This window comes from Dactylosporangium sp. NPDC005572, from assembly GCF_040605515.1.
Classification (GTDB): Bacteria; Actinomycetota; Actinomycetes; order Mycobacteriales; family Micromonosporaceae; genus Dactylosporangium.
In genome coordinates this window covers 1-1,435 of the sequence record NZ_JBEXCY010000469.1, presented here as the reverse complement: position 1 = coordinate 1,435, position 1,435 = coordinate 1, and the positions used below count along the sequence as shown (strand labels likewise).

The following is a 1,435-nucleotide window of genomic DNA, read 5'->3' as shown; positions in this document are numbered from 1 at the left end:
CGGGCCCGGCGGGCCGCCGACGAGTACGCCGCCGTGGTCGCCGGCCTCGGCCTCGACCCCGGCGAGGCGCTCCGGATCGTCGAGGCGGCCCTGCGGCAGCGGTGACGCGGCGGGCCGGCGTCAGAGCACGTCGACCGAGCGCAGGTCCCGGTTGGCGTGGTGCACCTCGACGATCTCGGCGAGCGCGTCGCGGCCGAGCGCCCGGTACCCGCCGGTAAGCAGCTCGGTCGCCGCGGCGCGGAACGGGTCGCCGTCCCACCAGTGCAGCCACGCCTCGGCCGCGGGGAGCCGCTCATGCACGCACGTACCGTACAAGGTCGCGCGCGACGTCCTCCGGCGCGGGCATGCGGGCGATCTCGCCGGCGACGGCCCGGGCCGCGTCGCGGTGCTCGCCGGTCCGCAGCCGGTGGGCCAGCTCGGCGACGGCGCCGGCGGTCACCTCGCCGTCGCGCAGCTGCAGCGCCGCACCGGCCGCCACGAGCGTGTCGGCGTTGGCGAACTGGTCGGCGCCCTGCGGCAGGACCAGCTGCGGCACTCCGGCCGCGAGCGCGCCGAGCGTGGTACCGCTGCCGCCGTGGTGCACGACGAGGTCGGCCCGGGCGAGCAGCCGGTCCTGCGCCGCCCACGGCAGCACGGTGACGAGGCTGGGCAGGTCGTCGAGCTCGTCGACCGGCACCCGCCCGGCCGCCACGACCACGGGCAGGCCGAGCCCGGCGAGACCCGCGACGGCGGTCCGGATCAGCTCCGCGCTGCCGAATGCGGTACCGAAGGTGAGGTACACGATCGGCGCCCCTCCCTCGGCACGGGCCGCCACCGGCCGCATCGGGATGCGCTCGGCGGATCGAACGAACGCCGGGTCCTGCAGCGAGGGCGGGCACACGTCGACGTGCGGCCGGTCGCCGGCGGGCCGGGCGAGGCCGATACCGTCGGGGAACAGCCGCCCGAACCCGTGCCAGAGCGACGCGATCCCGGCCCGGTCGGCCGCGACCGCCACGCCGGGCACGCCCCACCCGGGCACGACGAGGTCCGGCCGCAGCCGGGCGAGGTCGTCCGCGAGGTCGTCGGCGTAGATCTCGTAGAACGCGTCGGCCGGCCGGAAGGCCGCCAGCCCGCGCCGCCCGAGCGCCGCGTGCATCTCCTCCCCGACGGCGAAGTGCACCTCGTGCCCGGCCGCCTGCGCGGCGACCGCGAGCGGCACGAGCGGAAGGGCATGCCCGGCCGACGCCAGGCTCGCGAACAGCACCCGCATGCCGCCACAGTAAGGCCCCGGACCTCGCGAGGAGGTCCGGGGCTCAGGACGGGTCAGGCGTCGACGAGGTCCTTGCCGGGAGCCTCGGGGACCGCGAACCCGGCGCTGGCGGGGGTGCGGACCGCGTGGACGAGGCCGGCGGCGCCGAGGAGGAAGAGCAGGCCGGCGGCGAGGTAGGCGACGAGG

Annotated in this window: 2 protein-coding genes; both read right to left on the bottom strand. The window is 77.8% G+C overall.

What is annotated here, in order from left to right; all coding sequences use genetic code 11:
* Positions 1-120: 120 nt before the first annotated feature.
* Entirely contained in the window at positions 121-300 is a 180-nt protein-coding gene (locus ABZS66_RS61720) for a hypothetical protein (RefSeq protein ID WP_354774300.1), read from the bottom strand.
* On the bottom strand, positions 293-1,249 hold the full coding sequence (locus ABZS66_RS61715) for a glycosyltransferase (RefSeq protein ID WP_354774298.1): 957 nt from the start codon (positions 1,247-1,249) through the stop codon (positions 293-295). The genes ABZS66_RS61720 and ABZS66_RS61715 overlap by 8 nt, the downstream gene beginning before the upstream one ends.
* Positions 1,250-1,435: the final 186 nt, after the last annotated feature.

Excerpts from the sequence above, each read along its gene's own strand:
- ABZS66_RS61715 (WP_354774298.1), bottom strand. The coding sequence starts at position 1,249 with ATGCGGGTGCTGTTCGCGAGCCTGGCGTCGGCCGGGCATGCCCTTCCG.